This window comes from Hungatella sp. SL.1.14 (assembly GCF_024460495.1).
Taxonomy (GTDB): domain Bacteria; phylum Bacillota; class Clostridia; order Lachnospirales; family Lachnospiraceae; genus Hungatella; species Hungatella hathewayi.
In genome coordinates this window covers 22,462-47,407 of record NZ_JANFYJ010000032.1, presented here as the reverse complement: position 1 = coordinate 47,407, position 24,946 = coordinate 22,462, and the positions used below count along the sequence as shown (strand labels likewise).

Below are 24,946 nucleotides of genomic sequence, written 5' to 3'. Positions count from 1 at the left end.
AAAGATAGAATTTATAACATCAGATTTTATGACAAAGGAGATTAAATCATGAAGATAACGATTGCAGAAACAGAAAAACAATTTGACGAAACAGGTGCCTGGAGAATAATCGGACAGATTCTGGCCAGGAAAAATTCCGTTATCGGCCTTTCTACCGGGCAGACGACGACTAATATGCACAGAATTGTCAGCGAATTATACAAGCTTCATCCCTTTGATGTGTCAGAAACCGTCTTCTTTAATGTGGATGAACTGACGAATCTGCCGCGGAGTTACGAGGGCAGCTGCTACGCCATGATTCGCAGCCAGCTTTTAGACCACCTGGGAGTACCAGATGAGCGCTTTTTGATGCCGCTTACGGAGGGCGACGATTTCGAACTGGAGAGCAGAAAATTTGAGAACGGTATCAGAGAGCACGGCGGCGCGGATCTGCAGATTCTGGGAATCGGCTGGAACGGCCATATTGGAATCAATCAGCCGGGAACTCCATTTGGCAGTGATACCTGGGTGTCGCCTATGGATGAGATCTTTGAAGCCAGAGTGCGAAGAGAGACGGCAGTGCCCGATGATCATGAACTGGGTGGCCTGACCCTGGGAATTAAGACCATCATGCAAAGCAGGAGGATTATTCTGGCGGCCAAAGGAGAAAAGAAGGCAGAGATCATAAGGCAGGCGCTGGAAGGCCCGGTGACCGAGGCGGTTCCGGCCTCCATTCTGCAGCTGCATCCGAACTGTGAGGTACTCCTGGACCGTGAGGCAGCAGGTGCATTGATGCGCAAGACCATTTAAAAACGCCGGACTGGCCGGGAACAGTGACAACTCTTGAAAATGCAGAGTGATGCAGAAAGGACGAATATGCAGATAAATACAGAGTTTCAGCAGGAACTGGAAGAGAGCGGTTATATTCACAGACCGCTGCCTCTCCATGAAGAAGTTTCTCTGGAACAGAGGGAAAAGGAAAAGAAGGTGACAGCGAGAAAGACCGTGTGGAGCGGAGATGGAAAGGGCTGCTGCGGGGATCCTGTATCTATGGAGCGGGGGACGGTGGAAACCGTCCGGCTGGAGGTGGAAACTGTTCTGGCAATGGAGGCGCCTCTCCTGTGCCGGTGCTGGCCGGAAGGAATGCCTCAGGACGGGGACTGTGCCTATTACGGCCATATTCACGCCGCATTTCCGGTGAAAGAGACGGACTGGACTTCGTTTCACCGTGTAAGGGCCCTGATCAGGCCGGAGTGTGACGGAGCGAGAACCGTCAGCCTTTCCATGTATCTGGAAAATGACGGCGAGCGTAAGGTTCCGGACCGGTACAGACGGCAGGGATTTCACATGATGAATTTAAAGAATCACCAGTGGAATGACTGTATCTGGGAATTTCCGTCTCTGCCCCGTGACTGCGTGAGCGGATTTGGCTTCCGTTACCGGATCAATGGACGGGACACCGCAAGCGGTGAGACGGCCGCCTTCTTTGTGAAGGAAATCTGGCTGGAGGCAGTGGAACATCCGGGAAAGGAGAGCGGCTGGCTTCCGGAGCGGAACACCGTTTGCTATTCCACCTGCGGTTATGAGACCGGAGCAGTGAAACGGGCGGTGCTGGCTGAGGAGGCGGAAACATTTATAATTGAAGACCGGAGTGGCAGAATTTGTCTGAAAAAGAGCCTGGAACATGTAGTCTGGAAGGAAGATGCCTTCCGGATTGCCGACTTTTCAGAGCTGACCCAGGAAGGCGAGTACAGAATCCGGGCGGGGAATGTGACCGGAGACTGGTTCCCGGTCAGAGACGGTGTTCTGGATGAGGTGACGTGGAAAGGGATAAATTTTCTGTTCTGCGAGCGGTGTGGTTATCCGGTTCCGGGCAAGCATGGACTCTGCCACATGGATGTTTACGCAGAACATAATGGGGTAAAGCTGCCATACTGCGGCGGCTGGCATGATGCAGGAGATATGTCCCAGCAGACAGTCCAGACGGCAGAGACGGTAGAAAGCCTGCTGGAGCTTGCCGCAGAGCGGAGAGGGAACACGCTGCTGTACCAGAGACTGATGGAAGAAGCCCTGTGGGGGCTTGAATTTATCTTCCGGACGAGATTTGGAGACGGTTACCGGGCTTCCAGTATCGGCCTGATCCGATGGACCGACGGAAAAATAGGCAATGATGACGATGCAGCCAATGTCCGGGTTCACAACCATGCACTTGAGAATTTTATCTGCGCGGGAGTCTTTGCACTGGCTGCCGAGTGTCTGCGGGATTATGACGGTGAGCTGGCCTGGCGGTGTGCGAAGGCAGCCGAGGAGGATTTTGAATTTGCCCTGGAACGCTGCCGGACTCACGGAATGGAGCTGCCGGTACAATGGGAACATACATACTCTTCATCTGCAGCACTCTTTTACGGAGAAATCGTGACAGCCGCGGTCAGAATCTGGAAGGTAACGGGAAAAGAGGTGTATGAAACGGCTGCAGCTGAGTATGGAAGAAAACTTCTGGACTGCCAGGAGAAGGACTCATCAGAGACAGGGCTGCGCGGGTTCTTCTACAGGGATGAGACCCATCGCGATATCGTCCACTATAATCACCAGGCCAGGGAGCATGTTCCGGTCACGGCCCTTGTGCTGCTGTGCCGGCTGTTGGATTCCCATCCCGATAAAATGCTGTGGGAAGAGGGGATCCGCCTGTACGGCGAGTATGTGAGAGACTTAATGGCCTGTGCCTCTCCCTATGAAATGCTGCCGGCCGGCCTCTATTCCGAGACGGCGGAGGATCAGGAGCTTTTCCGTCTCCTTCATCTGCAGACAGATTATGAGACAGAGAAAGAAAATCACACCCTTCAGGTGAGGGCGGGAATGTGTGTCCCAACCGGCACTGGGGGAAAATCAGGCTATGGAGTCCGCCAGTTTCCGGTATGGTTCTCCTTCCGAGGCAACACCGCGGTGATGCTGTCGGCGGCAAAAGGGGCTGCCGCTGCAGGCGGATATTTAAATGACGCATTCCTTATGGAAGCCGCAGCCTCCCAGACCGACTGGCTGTTCGGGAAAAATCCGTTTGGGCGGTCTCTTATGTACGGTGTGGGTACCGGATATCAGCAGCTTTTCTCCACTTTCCCCGGCATCTGTGTGGGGCAGCTGCCTGTGGGAATCGAGACGGATGGCAATTCCGATGTCCCGTACTGGCCCGGCGGCAACCAGTCTACCTATAAAGAAGTCTGGGTCACGTCAGTTGCCAAATTGTTTGCAATAATTGCGGAAATATATAAAAATCAGACATAAAGTATGAAAAAGCAAACTAAAAAACATGTAAAGAAAAGTGAAGAATTAAAAAAAGTAAGCTGTTAATTAAAAAAAGTGATAAAAAAGTCCAAAAAAAAGAAAAAAAATACTTGAAAACTAACAAAAAGTATGATATTCTAAAATCACCAAAAGAAAAAAAGATTTTTAAAAGCATAAAAAAAGTTTGAAAAATATGACGAATATTAATAACTGATTTTATGCAAAAAAAGGAGGAGAATTATATGAAGAAGAGATTTATGTCCTGTCTGCTGGCGACTGCTATGGTGATTACATCACTGACAGCGTGCGGGGGAGGAAAGAGTACCACAACCGACACCACTGCAGCTGCAGGCGGAGAGACAGCAGAGACAACCGCCGGAGAGACAGCAGGGGACACAAAGGCCGAGAGCGGTGACAGGAAGAAAGTCGTATTCTGGTATTCCCACACAGGTGATGAGGCAACCTGCTTTGAAAATGCGATTAAGGCTTACAATGAGAGCCAGGACAAGTATTTCGTAGAGGGCTTGAGCGTATCTGATAAGCAGAAGATCATCGTTGCCATCTCCGGTAATGAAGCGCCTGACGTTATTGAAGTCTCCAACCAGGATGTCCTGGCGTACGCCACCAACGGACTGGTAGAGTCCATTACCGATCTGGCCGCAGCTGATAATTACGATCTGACAGGAGTATTTTCCAATCAGTCTCTCGTAGCCAACACACTGAACGACACTGTATACGGTGCGCCGCTGGCATCCATGATTATCCAGATGTTCTATAATAAGGACATTCTTGAGGAGATCGGCTACACAGAGCCTCCGAAGACCATGGAAGAGCTGTACGAGATGGCGGTAAAGGCTACGGAGGTTGACGATAAGGGAACCATCACGAGACTGGGCTACCCGTTATTCCCGCTGGCAAGCGCAAGACAGGAACTGATCTATGCCTTCGGCGGAAAGTGGTGGTCAGATGACGGATTAACCCTGACACCGGATGATCCGGCTATCCTTGACAGCCTTAAGATGAACATCGACTACAGAAGCCAGTACGGAATCGAGAAGGTACAGGAATTCGTCGCAACGGCCAATACCAACCGCTATACGGAAAATGACATGTTCTTTGCAGGTAAGCAGTTATTCCGTTTTGACGGAACCTGGATGGCAGCCATGATGAAGAACTTTAACTCCGATGTCAACTATGGCGTGGCGCTGATCCCGGGAACGGAAGCACATCCGGAGATCGCAGGTACCAGCCGTTATGAGACAAACTCCTTAAGCATTCCGATCGTAGCAAATGAAAAAGAAGGCGCATGGGATTTCGTTAAGTACTTCACTAATTCTGAGGCAACAAAGGAACTGTTAATCGGTATGGCAAATCTGCCGACACAGCTTGCATTATATGATGATCCGGATATTCTGGCACAGCCGAATTTCGATATGTTTATTGAGGCTCTTAAGACAGAAAACGGTATTCAGTACGCCAAGATTGAAGATCTGGCAAAATATACTTCCTTAATTGAAGAGTATCTTGACTATGCTTACAATGGCATGCAGACGCCGGAGGAGGCCATGAAGGGCCTTGCCGACCAGGCGAAGATGCTTCAGTAACAGAGTTACCGCGGGTTTTTTGTGACTTCCGCTTCGCTGCACTCACAAAAAACACCTCGCGGAGCTGTCCGTGCAAAGCAAAAGAATATCACATATGATGCCGAAGCACATATGTGATATTCTTTTATAAGGGGCCTTTTCATAATGTTTTCCGATCTCACACATCAGAAAGGAGTAGTCCAATGTCAAAACCGACTGCCAAGAAAATGAGCAAATCAGAACGGCGGGACAATATCAATGGATTTCTGTTCGCACTTCCATGGATTATTGGATTCGTATGTTTCAGTCTGATACCGCTGCTCACCTCGTTTTACTATAGCTTCACATCCTTCAATCCGGTGAAGCCGCCGGAATGGATCGGCCTTGAGAATTTCAAATATATTTTTAAGGACCCGCTTGTGTTCAAGAGTCTGAAAAATACTCTCTTTATGGCCTTTGTATCCACTCCGATTAACCTGTTTATTGCAATGCTCCTTGCTTCCTTATTAAATAGTAAGTTTAAGGGCAGAGGCGTGGCAAGAACTATTTTCTTCATGCCTTCCATCATCCCGATGGTTGCAGCTACCATGGTATGGATCTGGATGTTCGATCCTACATACGGCTATATCAACCGCGTGCTGGAGATGATCGGAATCAACGGCCCCTCGTGGCTGGTTAACCCGGCCTACACAAAATGGGCGCTGGTATTGATGGGAACGTGGTGCACCGGTACGACGATGCTGATCTGCCTTGCGGCTCTCCAGGATGTGCCGAACAGCTATTACGAGGCGGCCGAGATCGACGGAGCGAACGCTTTTGACAAGTTTTTCCGGATTACGATGCCGTGTGTGGCGCCGGTTCTGGTGTACCAGGGGATTTTGAATATCATCAACTCGTTCCAGTATTTTACTCAGGTATACGTTATCATCAACGCCAGCTCCGGCGGCGGTGCCAGCAACGCCAGCGGCGGACCGGCCAACTCCATCTTAATGTATCCGCTGTATCTGTTTAACACCGCATTCTCTTATATGAAGATGGGCAGAGCTTCCGCTATGGCATGGCTTCTGTTTGTCATTGTGTTTGTGCTGACACTGGTCATGACCAGAATCACGAAGAAGGTATCCGAGAATGGCGTAGGGGGTGAATAAGTATGAAAAACAATTACGCATATTATAAAAAACGTTTAAAACCGATTCCGAAGTATATTCTTGTTATTGTGCTGAGTTTTATCTTCTTTTCACCGTTTTTAATCATGGTGACAACGGCTCTTAAGACAAACGCGGATGCCTTCCAGCTGCCGGTAAAGCTGTTTCCGAGGGAGGTCATCTGGAACAATTTCCCGGAAGCCATGGCAAAGATACCGTATGTAAGATATATGATGAACACGATTTTCATCACGCTTCTTTCCGTAATAGGACAGATGGTAGCCACCCCGCTGGTAGCCTATTCCCTGGCCAAGATCAAGTGGAAAGGCGCTCCCATCATCTCTGCCCTGATTATGGGGACGATGATGATTCCTTATACGGTAACCATGATTCCGTTATATAAGATCTGGTCCAGACTGGGATTTACCAATACATACGTACCGCTGATTCTGCCTACCTTCTTTGGCAGTCCGTTCTACATTATCATCATGAGACAGTTTTTTGCAGGTCTTCCCAATTCCCTGATGGAGGCGGCAAAGATCGACGGTGCGGGTGAATTCAAACGCTACATCGCCATTGCGCTTCCGCTCTCAAGACCTGCCCTGACGACCGTTGGTATCTATGCGTTTATCAATGCCTGGTCCGATTACTTAGCACCGCTTATCTATATCAACAAGACGGAAAAACTGACGCTGTCCTTAGGTCTGCAGGGCTTCTTAAACCAGTATTCGGTTGACTGGACGCACCTGATGGCGGCGGCAACCATATTCGTAATTCCGGTCGTAATCTTCTTCCTGTTCTTCCAGAGGAACTTTGTAGAGGGCATTGCAACGTCCGGTATTAAGGGCTGATACATTTTTTGAAGAGGAGCAGACTATGGAACATCGAATTACGCTGAATGGCACCTGGAACTGGTGCGATACGGAAACGAAGGAATGGCATAAGGGATCTGTCCCGGGAACCGTTTTGACCGATATGGCGGACGGAGGCCTTATCGAGGATCCCTATTGGCGGACGAATGAGTATGAGACACGGGAGCTTTCCCGCAGAGATTACCGATATGAGAGAGAATTTGAAGTGCCGGACAGCTTTTTCCGGGAGACGGAGCAGTGCCTCGTGTTCGAGGGGCTTGATACCATTGCAGACATTTATTTAAACTATGAACTGCTCCTTGCAGTCAGGGATATGCACCGCACCTGGAGAATTGATGTAAAGGGAAAGCTAAAGACGGTAAACCGGCTGGCTGTTATCTTTCATTCTCCTATCGCCTTTATTGAAAAGGCGGACCGGGAAGGGGACATCTTTTATGCTTCCACAGGCTGCATGAAGGGAAATGGAGCACTCAGAAAGGCCCACTACATGTTTGGCTGGGACTGGGGTCCTCAGCTGCCGGATGCCGGAATTTTCCGCAGCGTCTATCTGTCCGGATATTCGGGCGCCCGTCTGGAGGATGTGAGGGTCCGCCAGGAGCATGGAGATACCGGGGTGAAGCTGTCGCTTGAGAGCAGTGTGAGAATGCCTGGCAGAAGTGAAACGTCTGAAGCCTATACGCTTGCATGCGAAATTACGGCGCCGGATGGAACCGGGATTTTTGTCAGTCAGACCGTTCATCCCGGCAGCACGGCCTGTACTTCGGAAACGATAGAAGCACTTATCGAGGACCCGCAGCTGTGGTGGCCGAATGGATACGGCGAACAGCCACTGTATACGGTGCGGGCAGAACTTAAAGCAGCCGGCGCTGTTCTCGATGTATGGGAAAGAACCATCGGATTGAGGACTGTCACTGTCTGCACGGACGCAGATGAATGGGGCAATCAGTTTGCCTTTGTGGTCAACGGCCAGAAGATATTTGCCATGGGCGCCAACTACATACCGGAAGATAATCTCCTCGGCCATTTGAGTGAAGCGCGGAGCGAACGGCTCATCCGCGACTGCGCCAGGGCTAATTTTAACTGTATCCGAATCTGGGGCGGCGGCTATTATCCGGAGGATTATGTGTACGATGCCTGTGACCGGTACGGTATTCTGGTCTGGCAGGACTTGATGTTTGCCTGCAATGTCTATGATTTAAACGATGAATTTGAAGCTGATATTCTGGCTGAAACGGCCGATAATGTAAAACGGATCCGCCATCACGCCTGCCTCGCCTTATGGTGCGGCAACAATGAGATGGAATGGGGCTGGCGCGACTGGGGACGTCTGGAGGGACACAGGCCGAAATACAAAGCGGACTATACGAAGATTTTCGAGATGCTTCTGCCCCGCCTGGTAAAACAGGTGGATGATCAGACGTATTACTGGCTGTCTTCGCCGTCGTCAGGCGGATCGTTCGACGATCCCAATGATTTTAACCGGGGTGACAACCACTACTGGGAGGTATGGCATTCCAACAAGCCGTTTACGGAGTACCGGGATTTCTATTTCCGGTTCTGTTCAGAGTTCGGATTCCAGTCATTCCCGGGAAAGAAGACCCTGGATGCATTCAGCCTGCCGGAGGATCAGAATATCTTCAGCGAGGTCATGGAATCACATCAGAAGAATGGCCTTGCCAACACGAAGATTTTCTCCTATATCTCCGGTTACTATAAGTATCCGAAGGATATGGAGAGCATCGCCTATATTTCCCAGATTCTTCAGCTGAAGGCGATTCAGTACGGCGTGGAACACTGGAGAAGGAACTGGGGACGGTGCATGGGTTCCATCTACTGGCAGTTAAATGACTGCTGGCCGGTGGCTTCCTGGGCCAGCGTTGATTATTACGGACGCTGGAAAGCACTCCATTACGGAGCAAGGCGGTTCTACGCCCGTTTTATGGCAACAGCCTGTGAAAAGGAAGAACTAAGTACCGATATCGGCTACTATATTCACAATGAATCCTTTGAGGAGAGAAACGCCGTATTGGTGGTCCGCCTCTTCGACCGTGATTTCCATACACTGTATGAGACGGAGACAGAGGCTGTGACCGGGCCCTTTGAGGTGAAACAAGTGCTGGCCATGGATTTTGCCCCGTTCCTGACAGAGGAAGGAATGAAAAAGAAAGCGGTGGCAGAATACCGTCTGATCGAGGATGGCCGTGTGGTAAGCCGGGGAACGACGCTTTTTGTGAAACCGAAATACTTCGAATTCCAGAAGCCGGAATACCGGATTTCTGTGACAGAGAGGGAAGATGTATTCTGTATTCACGTTGATGCAGATACGTATGTAAGTTATGCGGAACTGAGCATGGATGAGTATGATGTTATATTTGAAGACAATTTCTTCGATATCACATCGGAAGAGGGCGTGGACATAGCTGTGGATAAAAAGGAATTCCCGAACCGGATAACGGCAGAGGAAGCAGCGGCTGCGCTTCACATCAGAAGTGTGGCGGACAGCTTTTAAAGGGAGGAATCACGTATGCAGAAAGAATTACTGGATCAGCTGGAGACACCCTGCGTTGTAATCGATATGGCTAAAGCAGAGGAAAATGTGATACGGATGCAGGCGGAGGCGGATGCGGCCGGATGCAGACTGAGACCGCATATCAAGACACACAAGATGCCGCTCTTTGCCAGAATGCAGCTGGCTCACGGAGCCGCAGGCATCACCTGTGCGAAGGTGTCAGAGGCGGAGGTGATGGCAGACGGGGGCGCGGATGATATTTTTATCGCCTATCCCATGGTTGGCGGCTTCAGGATAAAAAGGGCCGTCGCCCTGGCCAGGCGTTTAAAACGCCTGATTCTGGCGGTGGACAGTATGGAATGCGCGGTGCCGTTAAATGAGGCTGCAAAGGCCGCGGGCATTACTCTGGAGGTTCGTCTGGAGGTGGACACCGGGGCAAAGAGAACCGGTGTCCAGAGGACGAAGGCCGCTGAACTGGCGAAGGAAGTCCATCAGCTTTCCAATTTAAACCTGACCGGCATATATACCTTTAAGAGTCTTGTCTATCACGATGAGCCCACCGAGGATAAAGTGATCGCGGGGGCCGAGGAAGGCGATATGATGGAGGCCATAGCGGATGAGATCAGGAAGGCCGGCGTTCCCATCGCAGAGATCAGCGCAGGTTCCACCCCTACGGGTGTGGAGGTTGCAAAGACGGGAAAGGTGGATGAGATCCGCCCGGGGACATATATATTCAAGGATCACATGCTTTGCAAAGAGGGGGCGGCCGAACCGGAGGACATTGCCGTGCGGATCTATGCCACGGTTGTCAGCACTCCATGCAGGGAGTACGCGGTGATTGATGGAGGGACGAAGACGTTTCCCATGGATATCCTGCTGGATACGCCTCCGTACTGCTACCCGGGATACGCGCTGATTGCAGGGAATGACGATCTTCAGCTCCGCCGAATGAATGAGGAACACGGGATCATTACCAGCAAAAAGGGAGATACCGGATTGAAGGTCGGCGACAAGGTGGAGCTTATTCCGATTCACGTATGTACTGCCATTAATATGCAGAATTCAGTCTATCTCTATGATGGAGAGACGCTGCGTCAGGAAGTGGTGGCAGCGAGAGGGATGCTGGTATGAGAACGCTGATAAAGAATGGACTGGTCTATGACGGAAGCGGTGATAAGCCGTTCCGGAAGGACATACTGATAAGAGATGGCGTCATTGAGGCGGTGACAGAGAACACGGAAACGGCCGGGACGGAAGCACCACCGGCAGATTCTGGCGGGCTGGAGGTTATCGATGCAAAAGGACTCGTTGTGACGCCGGGATTTATCGATACACACAGACACTGTGACATCGATGCCCTGTACAATCCGGAATTCGGGCGGCTGGAGATGGCGCAGGGGCTTACGACCGTGATCGGAGGAAACTGCGGCCTGGCGCCGATTCCGGCGCCGAAGCAGTACCGCCGGGCTATTTATGATTTTATCGAGCCGTGCCTTGGCATTGCACCCGAAGAGATGGCTTTGGAGCGGTTCAGTGATTACCTGGAGGAACTTGGAAAACGGGACCTTCCGCTTCATGTGGGCAGCCTGATTGCAACGGGTACGCTGAAGGCTGCCATTAAGGGATATGGGAAAGGGCTGTTTACCGGACCGGAGATGGAGCAGGCAAAGGCTTATATCCGCGAGGGGCTTGAAGCCGGGGCGGCCGGGCTTTCCATGGGTATCATGTACCAGCCGGAATGCTATTCTGCGAGGGCGGAGATACAGGAACTGATAAGCGCTGCAGCACCCTTCGGACGGCCTCTGGCCTGCCACATCCGGGGAGAAGGGGATAATCTGGTCTCCTCCGTGAAAGAGGTGATCGAGGTCACAGGGGCAGCCGGGGTTCCTTTAAATATCAGCCATTTCAAGGCTACCGGAGTGAAAAACTGGGGCAGTGAGATTTATAAGGCGATTGAACTGATCGACGCCGCCAGAGCGGCAGGCCAGGATGTGACCGTGGATTTTTATCCCTACTGCGGCGGCTCCACCACACTGATCAGTCTGCTGCCTCCGGCCGTGATGGAAGACAGCGTGGAGATGACGCTTAAGAAGCTGGGAACGGAACGCGGGAAGGAAGAACTGCGGCGTGAAATTTACCGGGAACATACAGGCTGGGACAATATGGTGACTGCCATAGGTTGGGAGCGCATTCTGCTGAGCTCCGTGACGAAAGAGGCGAACCGGAAATTCACAGGAAAGAATTTCCGGGAAGCTGCATCTCTGGCCGGATATGAAGAGCCGGCTGATTTCTGCAGCGACTTACTGGCAGAGGAACAGGGAAAGGTGGGAATTATCGTTCTCTCCATGTCCCAGGAGGATGTGGATACGGTAGCCAGACTTCCGTATTCCATGGTGATCTCCGATTCCCTGTATGGTGTGAGCGACTGCCCGCATCCCAGACTTTACGGTTCCTTTCCGAAAATTATCAGGGAATACGTCAGGGAACGGGGCGTTCTGACGATGGAGGAAGCCGTGAAGAAGATGACGCTTCTGCCTGCAAAGCGGCTGTCTCTCGAGGGAAGAGGTATGATAAAAGAGGGTTACCATGCAGATATTAACGTGTTTGATCCTGAAAAGGTCAGGGATTACGCGGTTTATGAAAATCCAAAACAGCTGTGCAGCGGATTTCGGATGATAATGGTTGACGGAACGATTGCTGTTTCCGACGATCTTTTATTGAAAAGAAACTGCGGCAGTGTTATAAAATTATAGTATCACAGAAAATGTAGAAGAATGAGGGAATGAATGATGAATGACGTATATGCAAAGTTAAAAGAATTAGGGCTGGAACTTCCGAAGGCACCTGCAAAAGGCGGAGTTTACTCCTCCTCCAGAGTATTTGCGGGCAATCTCGTGTATATCTCCGGCTGCGGCCCTGTTATCGACAGCCCGGTGGCAGGCAAGGTTGGTAAGGAATATACAAAGGAAGAGGCGCAGGTCTTCTCCAGGAATTCCATGTTAAACGTGCTGGCTGTGCTGCAGGACCGGATCGGTGATTTAAACAAGGTAAAACAGGCCGTGAAGATCCTGGTCTATGTGGCCAGCGATGATGACTTCTATGAGCAGCCATACGTTGCAAACGGCGGTTCCCAGCTTCTGGTGGACTTATTCGGCGAGGAGGCGGGAGCGCCGACCAGATCCGCGGTAGGCATGAACGTGCTGCCGGGTAATATTCCGGTGGAGACAGAGGCTATTTTCGAAATCGAAGAATAAGCCACAGGGATACAAGGAGAGCGAGATGGAACCGGTATATTTGGATGAGAGCAGGACAGATGAAGAGAGAGTGCGGGACTTAGTGTCACAGATGACGCTGGAGGAAAAGGTTTCCCAGCTCCGTTATGATGCCCCGGCGGTGGAGCGCCTGGGCATTCCCAGCTATAACTGGTGGAATGAGGCGCTGCATGGCGTAGCCAGAGCCGGGGCGGCTACGGTATTTCCGCAGGCCATCGGATTGGCGGCAATGTTTGATGAGGCGCTTCTGGAGAAAATCGGTGAGGTGACTGCTCTCGAGGGACGGGCAAAATACCACGAGGCCGTGAGGAACGGGGACCGGGGGCTTTATAAGGGAATTACCTTCTGGTCTCCCAATATCAACATTTTCCGCGATCCGAGATGGGGACGGGGACATGAGACATACGGAGAGGATCCGTGTCTGACGGGGCGTATGGGAACCGCCTACATTAAGGGGATGCAGGGCAATGGAAAGAGACTGAAGGCGGCAGCCTGTGTGAAGCATTTTGCAGCACATTCGGGGCCGGAAAAGGGACGTCATTCCTTTAACAGCGTGGTAAGCAAAAAGGATCTGACGGAGACGTATTTTCCGGCATTTGAGCGGTGTGTGAAGGAGGCCGGAGTCGAAGGCGTGATGGGGGGCTACAACCGGCTGAACGGTGAGGCGGCCTGCGGAAGTCATCATCTGATCACAGAAATCCTGAGAGAAAAATGGGGGTTTGACGGTTACTATGTATCAGACTGCGGTGCGATCAAGGACTTCCATATGCATCACGGCCTGACGGATACGCCTCAGGAATCCGCGGCCCTGGCTCTTAAGAGCGGCTGCGATTTAAACTGCGGCGCCGTGTATCTCCATGTGATGAGCGCCTATAACCAGGGCCTGGTGTCCGCAGAAGATATCGACAGAGCGGTTACCCATTTGATGATGACAAGGATGAGGCTTGGAATGTTCGATCAACATACGGAATTCGATGAGATTCCGTATGAGATCAATGACTGCGCCGAACATCACGGTCTTGCCCTAAAAGCGGCGGAAGAATCCATGGTACTTTTAAAGAATGACGGAATTCTTCCCCTCGATAAGACTGCACTTAAGACGGTGGCTGTGATCGGACCAAACGGTGACAGCGAGGAGATCCTGAAGGGAAATTACAATGGAACGGCGACAGAGAAATACACGATTCTGGAAGGAATACGGGCGGTGCTTGGGAAAGAAACCAGAATATTCTGTTCAGAAGGCTCCCATCTTTACCGTGACAACGTGGAAAATCTGGCGGAAGCGGATGACCGGCTGAAAGAGGCGGTTTCCATGGCGGTGCGGAGTGATGTTGTGTTCCTGTGCCTGGGATTAAACGGAACACTGGAAGGCGAGGAGGGCGATGCCAACAACAGCTATGCCGGTGCAGACAAGGCGGATTTGAACCTTCCGGAGTCCCAGATGAGACTCTTAAAAGCAGTTTGCGAGACGGGAACACCGGTGATTCTGCTTCTCGCTGCGGGAAGTGCTATGGCCATAAACTATGCGGCTGAGCATTGCAGCGCCATTCTTCACATATGGTATCCCGGACAGATGGGAGGTCTGGCGGCGGCGAGGCTTCTGACCGGTGAAGCAGTTCCTTCAGGCAGACTTCCGGTCACTTTTTATCGGACCACGGAGGAACTGCCGGAATTCACGGACTACAGCATGAAAGGCAGAACGTACCGCTATATGGAACGTGAGGCGCTGTACCCATTCGGATATGGTTTGAGCTACGGCGATTTTGAATACAGCAATTTTAAGGCGGAGCAGACAGAAGCCGGTCCTGACGGGCAGGTCAGGTTCTCTGTGAAAATAACAAACCGTTCCAAAGCCGAATGCGATGAGATCGCTGAAGTGTACGTTCGGATTGCAGATTCGGAGCTGGCCGCACCGGGTGGATCCCTGGCAGATTTTAGACGGATACATATGAAGGCAGGGGAGTCTGTGACGGTTCCGTTTACCCTTCCCGTCAAAGCATTTATGGTGGTGAATGAGGAAGGGGAGTATATATTGGACGGGAGCACGGCGGTTGTCACCTGCGGTGGGAGCCAGCCGGACAGCCGCAGTGTCAAATTGACCGGAAAAACTCCTTTAACGCTGGAGGTAAAGCTGGAGGATTTAAGATGGTAGAACGGTACCGGACGATATTGGCGGCAGAGGCGGCCGAGCTGAAAAAACGTCTTCCTGAAGGAAAACTGGCGGATATGTTTGAACAGTGCTATTTGAATACGATCGATACGACGGTAAAGGAACTGGAGGATGGCAGTCTGTTTGTAATCACCGGTGATATTGAGGCCATGTGGCTGAGAGATTCAGCGGCGCAGGTGCATCACTACTTGCCGGCCGCGGCCCGCTATGAGGAAATCTATGACCTGATCAGGAGGGTTCTTCAGAAGCAGGTCTGTTACATTAATAAAGATCCCTATGCCAATGCATTTAACGCCGCTGCCAACGGCCGTCACTACGCTCCGGACCGGTCAGGCCAGACGGACTGGACCTGGGAGAGGAAATACGAAGTGGATTCTCTGTGTTTTCCGATTTCGCTGGCGTTTGAACTCTGGAAGACTACCGGCCGCACAGAACATCTGGACCATGCCCTGAAAAGCGCCTGCGAGACGGTGACAGAACAGTGGGCGGCAGAACAGAACCATGAGGAAGAATCCCCTTACCGGTTCGAGCGGGAGACGGATAAGGAGACTGAGACGTTAAGCCGTTCCGGACTGGGAAGTCCGGCTGCCTATACCGGCATGACCTGGTCAGGTTTCCGTCCCAGCGATGATGCGTGCACCTACGGATATCTGATTCCCTCCAATATGTATGCAGCTGTGGCGTTGAAACAGATGAGTGAGATGGCGGAAACTGTTTGGCAGGATCGTGGGCTGGCGGACCGGGCCGCGATTCTCGGACGGCAGATCCGGGAAGGAATCGAGCGGTATGGAATTACAGACCACGGGAAATATGGGCGTGTCTATGTTTACGAGGCAGATGGACTGGGAAATACGCTTTTGATGGATGACGCAGGAATTCCGGGGCTGCTGTCCATGCCGTATTTTGGATACTGTGACGCTTCCGACCCTGTATACCAGAATACCAGAAGGCTGGTACTCAGCAGCGATAATCCCTGTTTCTATGAGGGAACCAGGCTCACCGGAATCGGAAGTCCCCATACAAAACCGGGACACGTATGGCCGATGTCTCTTATCATTCAGGCTCTTACATCGGATGATGATGCAGAAATTGAAAGGCTGGTCCGTATGCTGGTGGAAAATGATGCGGGTACGGGATATATTCATGAGAGTATTCATAAGGACGATGAGAGAATTTATACAAGGCCCTGGTTTGCGTGGGTCAATTCTCTGTTCAGTGAGATGCTGATGAAAAAGATTATGAGATAACAGGCTTGCCTGCCTGGCAGACGGAATGAAGTCTTCCAGGCGGGCAAGCCTGTTTTATGCCTTACTGAATTTCAAACTCTACCGTTACCTGTGCCGTTACACTTAACTGTCCCGGCTCGACGGCCATGGCTGCCGCGCCTGAGGCCTTATCCTCTGTGGCTGCGTTCCGGTAACTGGAATAACGTGCAGTTTGGTTGTCACTATACTCCTGCACATGGACGACCGCGCCCAGCGAACAGCCGCCTGCTTCCGCTATGGCTTCTGCCTTAACCCTGGCGGAAGCGATGGCATTCTTAAGCGCCTGCTGGTAGGACTCGTCATACTTGCTGGAAAGGTAGGTGACCTGGCTGATGCTGTTGATTCCGGCTTCCACACTGGAAGATATCAGTGCTCCTGCCTGGTCAATCGGAACATCGGATACGGTGATCTCCGTATTCATCTCATAGCCGGTGATGGTTCTTCCCGAATTCCAGTCGTAAACCGGATCAAGCCCATAGTTGGAGGTCTGAATCGATGTCTCCGCAATGCCGGAATCCTTTAGAAAGCTGATTACATTTGCCAGATCTCTGCTGTTCTGCTCCTGACACGCTTTTGCGTCTTCAGCCTGTGTGGTTACTGAGAAGACCAGCTCGGCCGTGTCGGGGACGACCTTCACCTCTTCACTGCTCTGTACGGTAATTACATGATCTTTTACATTTTCTACTTTGAGTGTGTCCGGTATGGGGGCGGAAGTGCTGCCCTGTGCGCAGGCCGTAAGGCCAAAGGCCGAAACCGCGGCCAGGATCACTGCTGTCTGAATCAGGTGTTTTTTCATAATGATACTCCTCCTTAGTCTGTCGTACCTTTATTTTACACGAAAATCCAGCGTATACTATTTCTTTTCTCTTAACATTACAGGTCAAATTCTTGAATTATCTCGTCAGTGTGACACAGCTGGATGAATTCCCTGGCAGACGGTGTTAAGTATTTATGTTTATGGTAAATGATAGAAAATTTGCGGGAAAGTGAGATGCCCTCCACCTCCTTTTCCAGAACAATGCCGTTTTTGATATCATCAGCCACCAGGAGATAGGGGAGAATAGAGATTCCGAGACCTTCCGCAACCGCTTTTACAATGGCCTGGGTGCTGACGCTTTCCCAGGCGGCGTTTAAATGAATCTGAAAGCCGGTTAAGAGGCTTTCCAGTATCTCGCGTCCTCCGCTTCCCGGTTCTCTCAGAATAAAATTGTGCTGCTCCAGTTCAGACAGCAAAACCGTACTTCTCGAAGCGAGAGGATGGGACGTGCCGCAGATCAGGCAGAGGCGGTCGTTCATGAAGGGGTCCCGGATAATTTGGGGTGATTCCGGAATTCCTTCGATCAGGGCGAAGTCGATCCGGTTGTTTAAAATGGATTCTTCAATATAAGAAGAATTATGAACCGATGCCTTCACGTTCATATTCGGGTGGGCGGTCGTAAACTTTTTTATAAGACCCGGCAGAAGAAAGTTTCCTATGGTGATGCTGGAACCGATACGAAGCGTTCCCATGTGTTCCCAATTGCGGATTCCCAGTTCCATCTCATCGAACAGGGAAACAATATGGAGTGCGTAATCGTAAAACATCTTTCCCTGCTCAGTGACGTAGAGCCTTCGGGAGATCCGGTCAAACAGCCGGATTCCATAGTAATCCTCCAGTTCCCGAATGGCCAGGCTGACGGATGGCTGAGCCAGATGGAGCTCTTCGGAAGCCCTGGTAATTCCGTTGTTCTGGTAGACTGAAACAAATATCTTCATATGGCGGAGCGTCATGTGAATCCCTCCTTATAAGGAAAACGTTATATATTTGATATAATAATACTATTTTACTTATTAATCAAGTGGAAATATACTGTAGGTAAGAGGAGGGAAGTACAATATGAAACGAGAAAAAGGAATTTTGTGGAAGCTGTTTCTTTCCATGATATCGCTTGGAACTTTTACCTTTGGGGGCGGCTACGTGATCGTGACTCTGATGAAAAAGAAATTTGCCGATGAATATCACTGGATCGATGAAACGGAAATGCTGGATCTGATTGCCATTGCCCAGTCCGCGCCGGGGGCAATCGCCGTCAACGGATCCATTGTAGTCGGCTATAAGCTGGCGGGGGTACCGGGCATGCTGGTATCCATACTGGGAACGATTCTTCCGCCGTTTGTGATTCTGTCGCTGGTGTCCATGTTTTATATCGCATTCCGCGATAATATCTGGGTTCACTCCATGCTGACAGGCATGCAGGCTGGTGTTGCAGCTGTCATTATTGCTGTGGTATTGGAAATGGGACATGGAATTCTGGTTGAGAAAAACAAGATTTCCATGCTGATTATGGCCGCGGCTTTTGTTCTGACATTCTTTCTGAATATCAATGTGGTATACGTGGTAATCGGCTGTATCGTGTTCGGAGCTGCCAGAACCTGGAGATCGATGAAGAAGGAGGCGGTAAAATGAGCTATATCCAGTTGTTTTTAAGTTTTTTACAGATCGGTGCATTCAGCTTTGGGGGCGGCTATGCGGCAATGCCGCTGATCCAGAATCAGGTGGTGACGCTGCATCACTGGCTGACAGCAGGAGAGTTTAATGATCTGGTTACGATCTCACAGATGACGCCCGGGCCGATTGCCGTCAATTCCGCAACCTTTGTAGGGCTGCGCATTGCCGGACTTCCGGGAGCGGTTGTAGCCACTGCAGGCTGTATTCTGCCATCCTGTATTCTGGTGTCGATTCTGGCATACGTTTATACGAAATATAAAAAGCTTACGATGCTTCAGGGAATTTTAAATACGTTAAGGCCGGCCGTAGTGGCAATGATTGCGACGGCAGGCATGAGTATCATTATTACATCGTTTTGGGGAGAAGCAGGATTTTCGCTTCCGGCCCTTATATCCGGACTGAAGGTGGATGCGGTACTGATCTTTGCGGCAGCACTGTTTGTGCTTCGGCGGTTTGATATCAATCCCATTTATGTTATGGTCCTGGCGGGTGTATGCCAGACCGTTATTACAGCAGCAGGAGGTATGGCAGGATGAAAATAAAGATTAAAGAATGTGTTGGAAATTCCAGAATCTACGGAGAGGATGGGAAATTGGCCGGAACAATAGAGGGCTGGCCAAAAAACGGCCCGGTCCGTGAAATATGTGGGACAGACGGCAGCGTTCACTACCGTGTCAGAAAAGAAAGAGGCTGCTGTGTGATAGAAAACAGAACAGAACCCCAGGCTGAACAGGAAATTTCAGTCCCATTCCAATATGAGGAACGGACAGACATCAGCGGAAACAGCAAAGGAGGCGGAGCGGCGGTTCTGTTTCGGGCGCCTCTGGCTGTAAAGGCGGTGGTTCCACTGACGGCAGGAGCTGTTATCGTACTCCAGAACCGGAAACGGGAGATTGTTCTGGAAGATCGTGAAGGACGAATTGGAAGAATCACCCGGATCGCTTCGCTGACCGGTCATGAGGTGGAATGTGAAAAGGAACTTGATGCATACGAGGCGGCGGTGCTGTTTGCGGCAGCTGAATATATGTATCACGATGATGATATTGAGATGGTGTAGCGCCGGAGTGGGCAGCAGGGCGGGAACAGGATGCGAACAGTAATAATGACGGCTTTTTTATTTTATGACTATTTGACAGAAAGGGAATAATCGTTTATTATTAAAACTAAGAAATGATATGAAACAATTGCATGGATTCACAAAAATCGATCCCCCAAAGAGGTGCGACTCTTTGGGGGATCTTTTTTCCTCTTTTGGGCGGGAATACCCAGGCAGGCTGCCATTATTTATTTTCTGTCCAACCATTTGCCTATGTAGTAACAAGCTACACCGGCCGCGACAGAAATAAGATAAGAAACAATATATTGCACGGATTCAAAACTTGACTTCAGATTTTTGTGTCATATAATATGTGACATATGCATAAAATTATAGGATAATATTGTAGTATAGTGACAAAAATAGAAAGGAATTTAAAAAAACTATTGCATCTCTTCATACACTGTGCTATAGTGAAACCAAGGTTAATGGAAACGTTACCGATACCGTTACCGAGAAGGTTACCGGTAACAGTTCCAAGAGTAACATTTTAAGGAAAGTACCTGCGGCAGAGAACGCAGATACGGAAGGAGGATATATATTATGAAACTTAGAAAACTGGCAGCACTTTCACTGGCAGCCGCGATGGCGGCAGGTACACTGGCAGGATGTTCTTCCAAACCGGCGGAGACAAAACCGGCAGAGACCACAGCGGCTCCGGCTGGCGAGACCACCGAAGCGGCAAAGGCAGAGGACACGTCTGCAGCGGCATCTGATGCAAAGGGACAGATTTACTACTTAAACTTTAAGCCTGAGGTTGCGGATGTATGGGTAGAACTGGCAGAGAAGTACACGGCTGAGACCGGTGTACCGATGAAGGTTCAGACAGCAGCGGCCGGAACGTATGAGCAGACCTTAAAATCTGAAGTAGCAAAGAAAGAACCGCCGACACTGTTCCAGATTAACGGACCGATCGGATATAAGTCATGGGCAAAGTACTGCCGTGATTTAAAAGATACGGATATCTACAGCCATCTGGTTGACAAGAGTATGGCAGTAACCGACGGAGACGGCGTATATGGCATTCCGTACGTAGTAGAAGGCTACGGTATTATTTACAATGATGCAATTATGCAGAAATATTTCGCCCTGGATGGCGCAAAGGCAGCATCCATGGACGATATTAAGAACTTTGATACATTAAAAGCAGTTGCCGAGGATATGCAGGCCAGAAAAGCTGATCTGGGAATCGAAGGCGTATTCGCTTCCACATCCTTTGCTCCCGGTGAGGACTGGAGATGGCAGACCCATCTTGCAAACCTTCCGATTTATTATGAATATAAGGACGATAACGTAAGCGATAAAGACGCGATCGACTTCAAGTATTCCGATAATTTCAAAAACATTTTTGACTTATATTTAAACAACTCCTGCACAGATCCGAAGATGGTAGGTGCCAAGACGGTTGAGGACTCCATGGCTGAGTTCGCTCTGGGCAAGGTTGCCATGGTTCAGAACGGCAACTGGGGCTGGAGCCAGGTTGCAGGTGTAGAAGGCAATACCGTGAAGGAAGAGGACGTTAAATTCCTTCCGATCTATACAGGCGTAGCAGGTGAAGAGAAGCAGGGCTTATGTATCGGTACCGAGAACTTCTTCTCCATCAACAGCCAGGCCAAGGAAGAAGATCAGCAGGCATCTCTTGACTTCTTAACATGGCTGTTCAGTTCTGACACAGGAAAAGATTATGTGACAAACAAGTTAGGCTTTATCGCTCCGTTTGATACGTTCACAGCAGATGAGAAGCCAACCGACCCGCTGGCAAAAGAGGTTGACAGATACATGAGCAATACGGATTTATATTCTGTATCCTGGAACTTCACATCATTCCCGAGCCAGACATTTAAAGATAACTTTGGCGCTTCCCTGTTACAGTATGCTCAGGGCGGAAAAGAATGGCAGGCCGTTGTTGACGATATGAAGGCCGACTGGGCTAATGAAAAGGCCATGACCAAATAAGAGTAAGGCAACAGACATGAGATGGGTGAGCGTAAGGGAACTTCCTCACCCATTTCTTTACTTAAACGCTGAGAATCACTATGTATGTTCAAGGAGGGTGCACCATGCAAAAATCCATCAAACGGTATTTTCCGATTTTTGTGCTGCCGACGCTGATTGCATTTATCATTGCATTTCTGTATCCGTTTATCATGGGTATTTATCTGTCATTTACGGAATTTACCACGGTAAAGGATGCGACGTGGGTGGGCATAAGCAACTATAAAAAGATATTTCTGGACCAGAACTTCATAAATGCGCTGGTATTCACCGTGAAATTCACCATAGTGTCCGTTGTGACGATCAATGTGTTTGGATTTTTGATGGCGTATGCTCTGACGAGAGGCATTAAGGGAACGAATTTATTCCGAACCGTTTTCTTTATGCCGAACTTAATCGGCGGTATCGTTCTGGGCTATATCTGGCAGCTGCTGTTAAATGGTATTCTGGCAAAGTTTGGGGTTACGCTGTCCTTCGACGCCAAATACGGTTTCTGGGGTCTGGTTATCCTGATGAACTGGCAGCTCATCGGTTATATGATGATCATCTATATCGCAGGCCTTCAGAACGTTTCTCCGGATTTAATCGAAGCGGCAAAGATTGACGGAGCTACGAAGACACAGACGCTGCGGCGCATCATCATTCCGATGGTTATGCCTTCCTTTACGATCTGTCTCTTCTTAACCCTGACCAATTCCTTTAAGCTGTTTGACCAGAACCTGGCTCTCACCGCAGGTGGACCCGGAAGACAGACCAGTATGCTGGCTCTCGATATTTACAGTACGTTCTACGGCAGAGTCGGCTGGGAAGGCGTCGGTCAGGCGAAGGCGGTTGTCTTCTTTTTGATGGTTGCGGTTATTTCCCTGACACAGCTGTATTTAACAAGGCGTAAGGAGGTAGAAAACTGATGAGCGTGAAAGCGAAAAAAGCGGAAAATCAGCAGATGGAAGTCAGCAAATCGACCGGTATGATGATGACTGTGTTCTTTGCCATACTTTCACTGGCATTTCTGTTCCCTATTTTCCTGGTTCTGGTGAACTCTTTTAAGAGCAAACTCTACATCAGCGATGCGCCGTTCCAGCTGCCGAAGGCGGGAACCTACGTGGCCCTTACGAACTATTTCGAAGGTGTGAGGAAGACCGGATTTTTCCCGGCGTTTGGAAGGTCTCTGTTTATTACGGTTTGCTCCGTAGCGGTAATTGTACTGTTTACCTCCATGACGGCATGGTACATTACCAGAGTGAAATCGAAATTTAACAGCATTCTTTACTATATCTTTGTATTTGCCATGATTGTACCGTTCCAGATGGTTATGTTCACCATGTCCAAGACGGCCAACGATTTATACTTAAACTCCATGTACGGTCTGGTTCTTCTGTACCTGGGATTTGGGGCGGGGCAGGCGGTATTCCTGTTCTGCGGATTCGTAAAGGCAATACCGCTGGAAATCGAAGAGGCGGCCATGATTGACGGCTGTTCCCCGATTCAGACGTATTTTAATGTGGTATTTCCGATGCTTCGGCCTACCGCTGTTACGGTAGCGATCTTAAATGCCATGTGGATCTGGAATGATTATCTGCTTCCGAGCTTGATTCTTCCGCAGGAAAAGGGTACAATACCCATGGTTATCCAGAACTTAAAGGGCGGCTACGGTTCCATTGATATGGGAGCCATGATGGCTATGCTGGTTCTGGCGATTGTACCGATCATTATTTTCTATTTAAGCTGTCAGAAATACATCATTAAGGGTGTAGCTGCCGGCGCAGTAAAAGGTTAAGGATAAAGGAGACACACGATGCGGGAATGTGGTATGTTGCTACCGGTTGCCAGTCTGCCGTCAAAGTACGGAATCGGAGCATTTTCTAAAGAGGCTTATGAGTTTATTGATACATTAAAAGAGGCGGGACAGCATTACTGGCAGATTCTGCCGTTGGGACCGACCAGCTACGGGGACTCACCCTATCAGTCTTTTTCGGCTTTCGCAGGTAATCCATATTTCATTGATCTCGACAAACTGGTGGAAGAAGGTCTCCTTACAAAAGAAGAATGTGACTCCGCGGATTTTGGAAGCAATCCGAGAGATATTGATTATGGGAAGATCTATTTTAACCGTTTTCCGCTGCTTCGCAAGGCGTATGAGCGCTGGCTGAAAGACGGCCATACAGCGGCGGAGGCCAGGGAAAAACTGTGGTCTGAGACCGTGGAATACTGCTTTTATATGGCGGTTAAGAACCAGAATAAAGGCAGGAGCTGGACGGAGTGGAATGAGGACATCCGTCTTCAGAAACGGGAAGCGATGGAACGGCTTCAGTATGAGCTGGCGGACGAGGCAGGGTTCTACGCCTTCCTTCAAATGAAATTTGAAGAGCAGTGGAGTGCGTTAAAATCGTATGCCAACGAAAAGGGGATCCGTATCATTGGAGATATTCCCATCTATGTGGCGCTGGACAGTGCGGATACATGGTATCATCCGGAACTGTTTCAGTTTGATGAGAACCGGGAACCGGTTGCGGTAGCCGGCTGTCCGCCTGACGGCTTTTCTGCCACAGGTCAGCTCTGGGGGAATCCGCTGTATCAGTGGGAATACCATGGGAAGACCGGCTATCAGTGGTGGATGCGGCGTATGGAATACAGCTTCCGCATGTATGATGTGGTGCGTGTGGACCATTTCCGGGGCTTCGATGAATACTATTCCATACCGGCCGGTAGTGAAAACGCGATTCACGGAACCTGGGAAAAAGGGCCGGGAATCGAGATTTTCCAGAAAATGCAGGAAAAGTTTGGTAAACTTGATATTATTGCGGAAGATCTTGGATTTTTGACGCCATCTGTGTTAAAATTAGTAAAAGACACGGGATTCCCGGGAATGAAGGTCCTGGAGTTCGCGTTCGATTCCAGAGAGGAAAGCGATTATCTGCCGCATAACTATACGACCAACTGTGTGGTTTATACGGGAACTCATGACAATAATACAATCCGCGGCTGGTATGAGGAGATGGATGAGGCGGACAGACAGCTTTCTATAGATTATATGAACAATGCACACACTCCCGAGGACGAAATTCACTGGGACTTCGTACGCCTTGCACTGGCGAGTGTGGCGAAGCTTGCGGTGATACCGGTACAGGATTACCTGGGGCTGGGAGGGGAAGCGAGGATTAACACACCTTCCACTCTGGGGGAAAACTGGAGATGGCGCATGCTTTCCGGGGAGATGACAGATGAAATCGCGGTAAAGTGCCGTAAAATGGCGAAACTTTACGGCAGGGTATGACAGGGGATGAGTATTTCTT

General features: G+C 50.0%; 20 protein-coding genes. 18 read left to right on the top strand and 2 right to left on the bottom strand.

Annotated elements, in window-relative coordinates; translation table 11 throughout:
* Positions 1–48 precede the first annotated feature (48 nt).
* From NE473_RS26085 to NE473_RS26035, 11 genes are all read left to right on the top strand, one after another.
* On the top strand, positions 49–789 hold the full coding sequence (locus NE473_RS26085; RefSeq protein ID WP_055651366.1) for a 6-phosphogluconolactonase: 741 nt from the start codon (positions 49–51) through the stop codon (positions 787–789).
* A gap of 66 nt (positions 790–855) precedes the next feature.
* Positions 856–3,258 (top strand): glycoside hydrolase family 9 protein, encoded by a 2,403-nt coding sequence (locus NE473_RS26080; RefSeq protein WP_070102829.1) that lies wholly within the window; start codon positions 856–858, stop codon positions 3,256–3,258.
* Between the two features lie 242 nt (positions 3,259–3,500).
* Positions 3,501–4,862: an ABC transporter substrate-binding protein gene (locus NE473_RS26075; RefSeq protein ID WP_022031916.1), complete on the top strand. Its 1,362-nt coding sequence runs from the start codon at positions 3,501–3,503 to the stop codon at positions 4,860–4,862.
* A gap of 182 nt (positions 4,863–5,044) precedes the next feature.
* Complete coding sequence (locus tag NE473_RS26070; protein ID WP_006771026.1) at positions 5,045–5,989, top strand: carbohydrate ABC transporter permease; 945 nt, start codon at positions 5,045–5,047, stop codon at positions 5,987–5,989.
* Positions 5,990–5,991: 2 nt separating this feature from the next.
* Positions 5,992–6,837 carry a carbohydrate ABC transporter permease gene (locus NE473_RS26065; protein WP_055651369.1) on the top strand — a complete coding sequence of 282 codons (846 nt, stop codon included), beginning with the start codon at positions 5,992–5,994 and terminating at the stop codon, positions 6,835–6,837.
* Positions 6,838–6,862: 25 nt separating this feature from the next.
* Positions 6,863–9,367: a beta-mannosidase gene (locus NE473_RS26060; protein ID WP_256265431.1), complete on the top strand. Its 2,505-nt coding sequence runs from the start codon at positions 6,863–6,865 to the stop codon at positions 9,365–9,367.
* Between the two features lie 15 nt (positions 9,368–9,382).
* Positions 9,383–10,498 carry an alanine racemase gene (locus NE473_RS26055; protein WP_055651371.1) on the top strand — a complete coding sequence of 372 codons (1,116 nt, stop codon included), beginning with the start codon at positions 9,383–9,385 and terminating at the stop codon, positions 10,496–10,498.
* On the top strand, positions 10,495–12,120 hold the full coding sequence (locus NE473_RS26050; protein WP_256265430.1) for an N-acyl-D-amino-acid deacylase family protein: 1,626 nt from the start codon (positions 10,495–10,497) through the stop codon (positions 12,118–12,120). The genes NE473_RS26055 and NE473_RS26050 overlap by 4 nt, the downstream gene beginning before the upstream one ends.
* A 36-nt stretch (positions 12,121–12,156) precedes the next feature.
* Entirely contained in the window at positions 12,157–12,621 is a 465-nt protein-coding gene (locus tag NE473_RS26045; protein WP_039890448.1) for a RidA family protein, read from the top strand.
* A 25-nt stretch (positions 12,622–12,646) separates the two neighbouring features.
* Positions 12,647–14,791 carry a glycoside hydrolase family 3 C-terminal domain-containing protein gene (locus NE473_RS26040; RefSeq protein WP_256265429.1) on the top strand — a complete coding sequence of 715 codons (2,145 nt, stop codon included), beginning with the start codon at positions 12,647–12,649 and terminating at the stop codon, positions 14,789–14,791.
* Positions 14,785–16,056, top strand: coding sequence for a glycoside hydrolase family 125 protein (locus NE473_RS26035; RefSeq protein ID WP_055651374.1), 1,272 nt, complete (start codon positions 14,785–14,787; stop codon positions 16,054–16,056). The genes NE473_RS26040 and NE473_RS26035 overlap by 7 nt, the downstream gene beginning before the upstream one ends.
* A 61-nt stretch (positions 16,057–16,117) precedes the next feature.
* On the opposite strand, the gene NE473_RS26030 is transcribed toward NE473_RS26035, so the two are convergent.
* Positions 16,118–16,870 (bottom strand): SIMPL domain-containing protein, encoded by a 753-nt coding sequence (locus tag NE473_RS26030; protein WP_256265428.1) that lies wholly within the window; start codon positions 16,868–16,870, stop codon positions 16,118–16,120.
* A gap of 77 nt (positions 16,871–16,947) precedes the next feature.
* Complete coding sequence (locus NE473_RS26025; protein ID WP_006771035.1) at positions 16,948–17,844, bottom strand: LysR family transcriptional regulator; 897 nt, start codon at positions 17,842–17,844, stop codon at positions 16,948–16,950.
* 106 nt (positions 17,845–17,950) lie between these two features.
* On the opposite strand from NE473_RS26025, the gene NE473_RS26020 reads away from it, so the two are divergent.
* The 7 genes from NE473_RS26020 to malQ all read left to right on the top strand — a co-directional run bounded on the left by NE473_RS26020 (position 17,951) and on the right by malQ (position 24,927).
* Entirely contained in the window at positions 17,951–18,520 is a 570-nt protein-coding gene (locus tag NE473_RS26020) for a chromate transporter (protein ID WP_022031909.1), read from the top strand.
* On the top strand, positions 18,517–19,098 hold the full coding sequence (locus tag NE473_RS26015) for a chromate transporter (protein WP_006771037.1): 582 nt from the start codon (positions 18,517–18,519) through the stop codon (positions 19,096–19,098). The genes NE473_RS26020 and NE473_RS26015 overlap by 4 nt, the downstream gene beginning before the upstream one ends.
* Positions 19,095–19,619 carry a hypothetical protein gene (locus tag NE473_RS26010; RefSeq protein WP_256154035.1) on the top strand — a complete coding sequence of 175 codons (525 nt, stop codon included), beginning with the start codon at positions 19,095–19,097 and terminating at the stop codon, positions 19,617–19,619. Before NE473_RS26015 ends, NE473_RS26010 begins: the two co-directional genes overlap by 4 nt.
* Before the next feature lie 582 nt (positions 19,620–20,201).
* Positions 20,202–21,614 carry an ABC transporter substrate-binding protein gene (locus NE473_RS26005; protein ID WP_006771039.1) on the top strand — a complete coding sequence of 471 codons (1,413 nt, stop codon included), beginning with the start codon at positions 20,202–20,204 and terminating at the stop codon, positions 21,612–21,614.
* Positions 21,615–21,718: 104 nt separating this feature from the next.
* The gene (locus NE473_RS26000) at positions 21,719–22,561 is read left to right on the top strand and encodes a carbohydrate ABC transporter permease (protein WP_022031908.1); all 843 of its coding nucleotides are present in this window, start codon (positions 21,719–21,721) and stop codon (positions 22,559–22,561) included.
* Positions 22,561–23,430: a carbohydrate ABC transporter permease gene (locus NE473_RS25995; RefSeq protein WP_006771041.1), complete on the top strand. Its 870-nt coding sequence runs from the start codon at positions 22,561–22,563 to the stop codon at positions 23,428–23,430. Before NE473_RS26000 ends, NE473_RS25995 begins: the two co-directional genes overlap by 1 nt.
* Before the next feature lie 18 nt (positions 23,431–23,448).
* On the top strand, positions 23,449–24,927 hold the full coding sequence (gene malQ, locus NE473_RS25990) for a 4-alpha-glucanotransferase (protein ID WP_022031906.1): 1,479 nt from the start codon (positions 23,449–23,451) through the stop codon (positions 24,925–24,927).
* Positions 24,928–24,946 lie beyond the last annotated feature (19 nt).

Bases quoted from the DNA above. Each gene is read 5' to 3' on its own strand.
- NE473_RS26000 (WP_022031908.1), top strand. From the start codon at position 21,719: ATGCAAAAATCCATCAAACGGTATTTTCCGATTTTTGTGCTGCCGACG.
- NE473_RS26010 (WP_256154035.1), top strand. From the start codon at position 19,095: ATGAAAATAAAGATTAAAGAATGTGTTGGAAATTCCAGAATCTACGGA.
- NE473_RS26075 (WP_022031916.1), top strand. From the start codon at position 3,501: ATGAAGAAGAGATTTATGTCCTGTCTGCTGGCGACTGCTATGGTGATT.
- NE473_RS26005 (WP_006771039.1), top strand. From the start codon at position 20,202: ATGAAACTTAGAAAACTGGCAGCACTTTCACTGGCAGCCGCGATGGCG.
- NE473_RS26065 (WP_055651369.1), top strand. From the start codon at position 5,992: ATGAAAAACAATTACGCATATTATAAAAAACGTTTAAAACCGATTCCG.
- NE473_RS26060 (WP_256265431.1), top strand. From the start codon at position 6,863: ATGGAACATCGAATTACGCTGAATGGCACCTGGAACTGGTGCGATACG.
- NE473_RS26015 (WP_006771037.1), top strand. From the start codon at position 18,517: ATGAGCTATATCCAGTTGTTTTTAAGTTTTTTACAGATCGGTGCATTC.
- NE473_RS26035 (WP_055651374.1), top strand. From the start codon at position 14,785: ATGGTAGAACGGTACCGGACGATATTGGCGGCAGAGGCGGCCGAGCTG.
- NE473_RS26040 (WP_256265429.1), top strand. From the start codon at position 12,647: ATGGAACCGGTATATTTGGATGAGAGCAGGACAGATGAAGAGAGAGTG.
- NE473_RS26055 (WP_055651371.1), top strand. From the start codon at position 9,383: ATGCAGAAAGAATTACTGGATCAGCTGGAGACACCCTGCGTTGTAATC.
- NE473_RS26030 (WP_256265428.1), bottom strand. From the start codon at position 16,870: ATGAAAAAACACCTGATTCAGACAGCAGTGATCCTGGCCGCGGTTTCG.
- NE473_RS26080 (WP_070102829.1), top strand. From the start codon at position 856: ATGCAGATAAATACAGAGTTTCAGCAGGAACTGGAAGAGAGCGGTTAT.
- NE473_RS26025 (WP_006771035.1), bottom strand. From the start codon at position 17,844: ATGACGCTCCGCCATATGAAGATATTTGTTTCAGTCTACCAGAACAAC.
- NE473_RS26085 (WP_055651366.1), top strand. From the start codon at position 49: ATGAAGATAACGATTGCAGAAACAGAAAAACAATTTGACGAAACAGGT.
- NE473_RS26070 (WP_006771026.1), top strand. From the start codon at position 5,045: ATGTCAAAACCGACTGCCAAGAAAATGAGCAAATCAGAACGGCGGGAC.
- NE473_RS25995 (WP_006771041.1), top strand. From the start codon at position 22,561: ATGAGCGTGAAAGCGAAAAAAGCGGAAAATCAGCAGATGGAAGTCAGC.
- malQ (WP_022031906.1), top strand. From the start codon at position 23,449: ATGCGGGAATGTGGTATGTTGCTACCGGTTGCCAGTCTGCCGTCAAAG.
- NE473_RS26050 (WP_256265430.1), top strand. From the start codon at position 10,495: ATGAGAACGCTGATAAAGAATGGACTGGTCTATGACGGAAGCGGTGAT.
- NE473_RS26045 (WP_039890448.1), top strand. From the start codon at position 12,157: ATGAATGACGTATATGCAAAGTTAAAAGAATTAGGGCTGGAACTTCCG.
- NE473_RS26020 (WP_022031909.1), top strand. From the start codon at position 17,951: ATGAAACGAGAAAAAGGAATTTTGTGGAAGCTGTTTCTTTCCATGATA.